Consider the following 401-nt stretch of genomic DNA (forward strand, 5'->3'; position numbering starts at 1 on the left):
GTAATCGGCGGTAACGGGGCAGGGAAGAGTACTCTCTTGAACTCCATTGCCGGTGTATTTAAAGTAGACAGCGGGGAAATTCATATTGATGATATTGATGTAACCAGTATGGCTGAGCATAAACGGGCCGCTTATATAGGTAGAGTATTTCAGGACCCAATGCTGGGTACGGCTGCGGGTATGATGGTAGAAGAAAACTTGGCTATTGCCGCCAGGCGGGGCCAAAAGCTTGGTTTAAGCTGGGGCTTTCGTGAGGATGAATTTGCCGAATTCAAAGAAAAACTTGCTAATTTAAATCTTGGTTTAGAGGATCGGCTGAAAAGTCGGATGGGGACCTTATCAGGCGGACAGCGGCAGGCGATTACCTTGCTGATGGCAACCTTACGGAAGCCAAAGCTGCT

Annotated in this window: 1 protein-coding gene; it reads left to right on the plus strand. The window is 48.1% G+C overall.

The genetic code is table 11. The annotated features are described in order from the left end of the window. Positions 1-401, plus strand: a 401-nt coding sequence (locus tag AXX12_RS14955; protein WP_156478690.1) for an ATP-binding cassette domain-containing protein, incomplete at both ends; no start/stop codon positions are given.

Source organism: Anaerosporomusa subterranea (assembly GCF_001611555.1).
GTDB classification, from domain to species: domain Bacteria; phylum Bacillota; class Negativicutes; order Sporomusales; family Acetonemataceae; genus Anaerosporomusa; species Anaerosporomusa subterranea.